Annotated in this window: 6 protein-coding genes; all 6 read right to left on the reverse strand. The window is 67.8% G+C overall.

Annotated elements, in window-relative coordinates:
• The coding region (locus tag ABZ885_RS33370; RefSeq protein WP_360197101.1) for an ATP-binding cassette domain-containing protein at positions 1 to 371 on the reverse strand (371 nt) is incomplete at its 3' end.
• Positions 364 to 1,464 carry an ABC transporter ATP-binding protein gene (locus tag ABZ885_RS33375; protein WP_360197104.1) on the reverse strand — a complete coding sequence of 367 codons (1,101 nt, stop codon included), beginning with the start codon at positions 1,462 to 1,464 and terminating at the stop codon, positions 364 to 366. The genes ABZ885_RS33370 and ABZ885_RS33375, both read right to left, overlap by 8 nt.
• Before the next feature lie 15 nt (positions 1,465 to 1,479).
• Entirely contained in the window at positions 1,480 to 2,451 is a 972-nt protein-coding gene (locus tag ABZ885_RS33380) for an ABC transporter permease (protein ID WP_360197107.1), read from the reverse strand.
• Positions 2,444 to 3,388: an ABC transporter permease gene (locus ABZ885_RS33385; protein WP_360197110.1), complete on the reverse strand. Its 945-nt coding sequence runs from the start codon at positions 3,386 to 3,388 to the stop codon at positions 2,444 to 2,446. Before ABZ885_RS33385 ends, ABZ885_RS33380 begins: the two co-directional genes overlap by 8 nt.
• Before the next feature lie 93 nt (positions 3,389 to 3,481).
• On the reverse strand, positions 3,482 to 5,128 hold the full coding sequence (locus ABZ885_RS33390; RefSeq protein WP_360197113.1) for an ABC transporter substrate-binding protein: 1,647 nt from the start codon (positions 5,126 to 5,128) through the stop codon (positions 3,482 to 3,484).
• Positions 5,129 to 5,540: 412 nt separating this feature from the next.
• On the reverse strand, positions 5,541 to 6,266 hold a 726-nt coding region (locus ABZ885_RS33395; protein WP_360197116.1), incomplete at its 5' end, for an ABC transporter ATP-binding protein.

Genomic DNA, 6,266 nt, shown 5'->3' on the forward strand with positions numbered 1-6,266 from the left:
TGGATCTCGAACGGCTCCCCGATGATGTCGCCGACCGTCATGCGCGGGTTCAGCGAGGTGTACGGGTCCTGGAACACCATCTGGATGTTCCGGCGCACCGCCTTCAGCCCGGCGCCGGAGAGCCGGGTGATGTCCTCGCCCTTGAACAGCACCTGGCCGGAGGTGGCCCGCTCCAGGTTCATCAGCACCTTGGCCAGCGTGGACTTCCCGCAGCCGGACTCCCCGACGATGCCGAGCGTCTCCCCCTTCTGCAGGCCGAAGGAGACGCCGTCCACCGCCTTCACCGCGCCGACCTGCTTCTTGAGGACGATCCCCTGGGTCAGCGGGTAGTGCTTGACCAGGTCCTTCACCTCCACGATGGGCTCAGCCATGGAGGGTCTCCTTCCAGAAGTGGCAGGCGCTGCGGCGGCCCGGCAGGTCCTCCCCGTCGGCGCCCAGCACCGGGACCAGCCGCGGGAGTTCGGCCCGGCAGCGGTCCTCCGCCCGGTCGCAGCGGGGGTTGAACGCGCAGCCCTGCGGGATCCGCAGCAGGCTCGGCGGCAGGCCCTGGATGGCGTAGAGGTTCTGGCCCTTCTGGTCCAGCCGGGGGATCGAGTTGAGCAGGCCGCGGGTGTACGGGTGGGCCGGGCGCGCGTACAGGTCGTGCACCGGGGCCGTCTCGACGATCCGGCCGGCGTACATCACGGCGATCTTGTCCGCGACGTCGGCCACCACGCCGAGGTCGTGGGTGATCAGGATCAGCCCCATGTTGAACTCGGCCTGCAACTCGGCGAGGAGGTCCATCACCTGGGCCTGGACGGTGACGTCCAGCGCGGTGGTGGGCTCGTCCGCGATGATCAGGTCCGGCTCCAGGGCCAGCGCCATGGCGATCATGATGCGCTGGCGCATACCGCCGGAGAACTGGTGCGGGTAGTCGCCGACGCGCTGCCTGGCGGCGGGGATGCGCACCCGCTCCATCAGCTCGACGGCCTTCTCCTTGGCCTCCTTGCGCGAGGCACCCTGGTGCACCCGGAACATCTCGCCGAGCTGGAACCCCACGCTGAGCACCGGGTTGAGCGAGGACAGCGCGTCCTGGAAGATCATCGCGATCTTCCGGCCGCGCACCGCCCGGCGCGCCTTGGGGCTCATGGTGAGCAGGTCCTGCCCCCGGAACCGGATCGCGCCCGCGGTGATCTTCCCCGGCGGCATGTCCAGGATGCCCATGATCGCCTGCGCGGTCACCGACTTGCCCGAGCCGGACTCGCCCAGCACGGCCAGCGTCTCCCCAGCCGACACCGCGTAGCTCACGCCGTTGACGGCCTTGGCGACGCCGTCCCGGGTGTGGAACTCGATGTGCAGGTCGTCGACCTCCAGCAGCGGGGTGCCGGGTGCCAGGTTCTCCCGGCGGCCGGCCGCCACCTCCACCGCGCCCTGGCGCGGCACCGCGTCCTTCGACAACCCCGACGGCTTCGTCACGTCACTCATCGTCCGCGGCCCTCCTCAGCGCAGCTTCGGGTCGAGGGCGTCGCGGACCGCGTCGCCCAGCATGATGAAGGCCAGCACGGTGACGCTCAGCACGGCGGCCGGGAAGAGCAGCACGTGGGGGGCGGTCAGGAAGCGGGCCTGGGCGTCGCTGATCATCAGGCCCCAGGAGATCGCCGGGGACTGGATGCCGATGCCCAGGTACGACAGCGCGGCCTCGGCGCCGATGTAGACGCCCAGGTTGATGGTCGAGACCACGATCACCGGGGCGACCGCGTTCGGCAGGATGTGCCGGCTGACGATCCGCCCGGTGCCGGCGCCGAGCGCCCTGGCCGCGACGACGTAGTCGTTGTGCTTGTTGGAGAGCACCGCCGAGCGCATCAACCGGTAGATCTGCGGCCAGCCGAGCACGGCCATCACCGCGGAGACCGTCCAGGCGTTCCCCTTGCCCCAGGTGGACATGATCAGCATGCCGCCGAGCAGCAGCGGGATGGCGAAGAAGATCTCGGTGACCCGGGAGAGCGTGCTGTCCCAGAGCCCGCCGGTCCAGCCGGCCCAGAGGCCGAACGCGCCGCCGACCGCGACCACCAGGCTGGTGGTCAGGATGCCGACGATGATCGAGTTCCGGGCGCCCCAGACGGCGCGGGTGTACACGTCGCAGCCCTGGACGTCGAAGCCGAACCAGTGCTCCGCGCTGGGCCGCTTCAGCGAGTCGTTCAGGTTGCAGAAGCCCGCCGAGGACGGGTCCCCGTCGGTGAACAGCTGCGGGGCGATGGCGAGCGCCACCATGAAGACCACCAGGAACCCGCCGATCAGGAACAGCGGGTTGCGCCGCAGGTCGTACCAAGCGTCGGTCCAGAGGCTGGCGACCCGCTCGCCGCCCTTGGCCCCGCCCGCCGCCGGGGCGGCCGCACCGCCCGCGGCCGGCCCGGAGCCCGCCTGCCCCGGGATCGCCACCGTCGTGTTCTCGCTCTTCGTGGGCTCACTCATAGCGGATCCTCGGGTCCAGGACGGCGTACAGCAGGTCGACGACCAGGTTGGCGAACAGGTAGACCAGCACCAGGGCGCTCACGATGCCCACCACGATGGTCCGTTCGCGCAGGTAGACGGACTGGAACAGCTGGTGCCCGACCCCGGGGATGTTGAAGATGCCCTCGGTGATCACCGCCCCGCCCATCAGTCCGCCGAGGTCCATGCCGAGGAAGGTGACGATCGGGATGAGCGCGTTGCGCAGCCCGTGCCGGACCACCACCCGGAACGGGCTGAGCCCCTTGGCCACCGCCGTCCGCACGTAGTCGGCGCGCATCACCTCGATCAGGCTGGTCCGGGTGAGCCGGGCGACGTACGCCAGCGAGGTGGAGGCCAGCACGAAGGCCGGCATCAGGTAGGACCGGAAGCCCGCCTCCTCGTTGAAGGAGACCGGGAAGAAGTCGAAGCCGTAGTCGGTGTTGAGTTTGACCCCGAGCACGAGTTGGAGCACGAAGCCGATCACGAAGGTCGGGATGGAGATGACCATCAGGGTCGAGATCAGCACCAGGTTGTCGATGAACCGGCCCCGCCGCAGGGCGGCGACCACACCGGCGGTGATGGCCACCACCATCTCGATGACCAGCGCGGTCACCGCCAGGTTGATGGTGTACGGGAAGGCGTTCGTCATGACGTCGACGACCTCGTTGCCGCGGTAGTCCTCGCCGAAATCGCCCTTGAACAGACCCACCAGGTAGTCCCAGTACTGGACGAAGAACGGGTCGTCCAGGTGGTACCGGTCCCGCAGGACCGCCACCACGGTGGGATCGGCCCGCTTCTCACCGGCCAGTGCCGTAATGGGGTCACCAGGCAGCAGGAAGACCAGTGCGTAGATCAGGAACGTCGCGCCGAGGATCACAGGTATGGCCTGGATGATCCGGCGGACCACATAGCGGCCCATGGGGCCTCCTCGTGGCTCGGGGCACGCCGGTGGCGGGCGGCGCGGGGATTGCCCGCGCCGCCCGTCAGGACGTACCGGTCAGCTGGTGCGCGGTCAGGCCAGCTCGACGTTGGCGAGGTCGATGCGGTTCTGGGCGTCGATCACCACGTTCTTGACGTCCTTGGTGTAGGCCGCGGACGACATGTAGGTGTAGATCGGGATGTACGGAACTTCCTTGATCAGGATGTCGTCGGCCTGCTGGTAGAGCTTGATGCCCTCGGCCTCGGTCTTCGCGCTGTCGGCCTTGGCGAGCAGGGCCTCGAAGTCCTCGTTGACGTAGCCGCCGTAGTTGGAACCGTTCTCGATCGCGACCTTGGAGAAGATCGGGCGCAGGTAGTCCTCGATCGACGGGTAGTCCATCGACCAGGCCGACCGGAAGGCGCCCTGGTACTGCTTGGCGCCGAGGGCGTTGAGGATCGCGCCGAACTTCTCGAACGGCTTGAAGGTGACCTCGATGCCGAGGTTGTTCTTCAGCTGGTTGCCGACGGCCTCGATCCACTCCTTGTGGCCGCCGTCCGCGTTGTAGCCGATCTCCAGGGTGTTCCCGGGCAGGCCGCCGGCCTGGGTGAACAGCTCCTTGGCCTTCGCCGGGTTGTACTTCACGGTGTCGCCGAGCGCGCCCTGCCGGTATCCCGGAATGATCGGGCTGATGAAGTCGTCGGCGGGCTTGCGGGTGCCCGAGAAGATGGTCTTGGTGATCGCCTCGCGGTCGATCGCCATCGAGATCGCCTTGCGGAGGTCCGGCTTTGCGAACGCCGGGTTGGTCGCGATCGGGAATCCGAGGTAACCGACGCCGGATTCCGGCTTGTAGATGTAGCGGTCACCGAACTCCTGCGCAACGGTCGCCATCGCCGAGACCGGGAGCTTGTTGGTGATCTGGATGTTGTTCGCGCGGAGGTCGTTGTACGCGGTTTCCAGCTTGTCGTAAATCTTGAAGGTGACGGAATCCAGCTTCGCCTTTCCGTCGGCCGCCGGGAAGTTCTCGTACCGCTTGACCTTGATCTGCTTGTTGTGCTCCCACTTGCCGTCCATCTGGAACGGGCCGTCACCGATCGGCGCCTCCTCGAAGGCCTTCGGGTCGGTGAAGAACGCCTTCGGCAGCGGGTAGAAGGCGGTGTAGCCGAGCATGGTCTTGAACTGCGAGAACGGCGCCTTGAGGGTGACCGTGAAGGTCTTGTCGTCGACGACCTTGAGGCCCTTGAGCTCCTTGGCGCTGGGCTTCTTGTCCTTGCCCGGGGCCAGCTCCTCGGAGCCGAGGATCTTGTCGTAGAACGGGAGGCCCTCGGCGGCGTTGTCCTGGTTGGCGCCCCAGTTCCAGGCGTCGACGAAGTTCTGCGCGACGACCTTCTCGCCGTTGTGGAAGGTGTAGCCGTCCTTGAGCTTGATCGTCCAGACGGTCGCGTCCGGGCTCTCGATCGACTCGGCGACGCGCAGCTGGGGCGAGTTGTCCTTGTGGTCGTAGTCGACCAGGCCGGCGAAGAGCGCCGAGAGGACGTGGGCACCCTCGGACTCGGCGGTGTTCTGCGGCACCAGGCCATGCTGCGGCTCACCCGACTCGATGCTGATCGAGCCGCCCTTCTTCCCGGATCCGCCGTTCGCGCCCTCCGTGGACTTCTTGCCGCCGCCGGTGCTGCAGGCGGAGATCGCGAGCGCCGTGCACGCCGCCAGCGCGGTCCAACGCATCGTCTTGGTGAGCCTCATTCAACTGCTCCTCGTTTTAGGGGCTTACGAACGAACGGCGCCCCGCCACTCGGTGTGCCGGGCATGGCGAGGGTCGACATCTCAGGGCCGATCCGCACAGTTGGCGAGGTGACCACTGATACGCGCAGAGCAACTATCGATCACCCGACCCCTCCGACGGAATCCACGTCACATCTCTTTTCAATTACATGCTCAGACCAAGTCGTGACAATGCTCGCCAAATTCCGGCATAACGCTTCCGGAGCCCTCGATTCCGATTTCCGGATAGCGGACAATATTCGCCGGTATCCGATGCTTTACGGAGCGTAATGATCAAATCGGGCCATGGAATTCCGGTGTTTCCGCAGGACAACGCGAAGGCGCGCCCTCCGGTTGGAGGACGCGCCCCGGGCTCGGGATGCGGACGGTGGTGTCAATCGCTTTCCGGCGCGGCCGGCGGCGGGCCGTCCCCGGTAGGCCCTTCGGCCGCCGGGCCCTCCGGCGCCGGGCCCTCCGCTGCCGGCCCCGGCGGGGTCCTCTGCCCCATGTCGCGCTCCGCCGCGCCCTGCTCGATCTCGCGCTCCGCCGCGAAGTGACACGCCGACTCGTGCCGGGCGAGCCCGTCCAGCCAGGACGGTGCGGCCAGCAGCGGGACCTCCACCGCGCAGCGCTCCTGCGCCTTCCAGCAGCGGGTGCGGAAGCGGCAGCCGGACGGCGGGTTGGCCGGCGAGGGCACGTCTCCGGTGAGCACGATCCGGTCGCGGGCCTCGCGCGCCGTCGGGTCCGGCACCGGAACGGCCGAAAGCAGGGCCTGGGTGTACGGGTGCGTCGCGTGCTCGTAGATCTCCAGATCGGAGCCGACCTCGACCATCTTGCCGAGGTACATCACCCCTACCCGGTCGGAGATGTGCCGGACGATGGAGAGGTCGTGCGCGATGAACATGTACGAGAGGTTGAACTCGCTCTGCAGCTGCTCCAGCAGGTTGATCACCTGCGCCTGGACGGAGACGTCCAGGGCGGAGACCGGCTCGTCGCAGATGATGATCTCGGGCTTGAGCGCGAGGCCGCGGGCGATGCCGATGCGCTGGCGCTGGCCGCCGGAGAACTGGTGCGGGTACCGGTTGATGTACTCCGGGTTCAGGCCGACGACGTCCAGCAG

Origin of the sequence: Kitasatospora sp. NPDC047058 (assembly GCF_040643935.1) — a bacterium.
In the GTDB taxonomy this organism is placed as follows: domain Bacteria; phylum Actinomycetota; class Actinomycetes; order Streptomycetales; family Streptomycetaceae; genus Kitasatospora.

Coding starts and splice junctions, on each gene's coding strand:
- ABZ885_RS33390 (WP_360197113.1), bottom strand. CDS start 5,128: ATGAGGCTCACCAAGACGATGCGTTGGACCGCGCTGGCGGCGTGCACG.
- ABZ885_RS33380 (WP_360197107.1), bottom strand. CDS start 2,451: ATGAGTGAGCCCACGAAGAGCGAGAACACGACGGTGGCGATCCCGGGG.
- ABZ885_RS33385 (WP_360197110.1), bottom strand. CDS start 3,388: ATGGGCCGCTATGTGGTCCGCCGGATCATCCAGGCCATACCTGTGATC.
- ABZ885_RS33375 (WP_360197104.1), bottom strand. CDS start 1,464: ATGAGTGACGTGACGAAGCCGTCGGGGTTGTCGAAGGACGCGGTGCCG.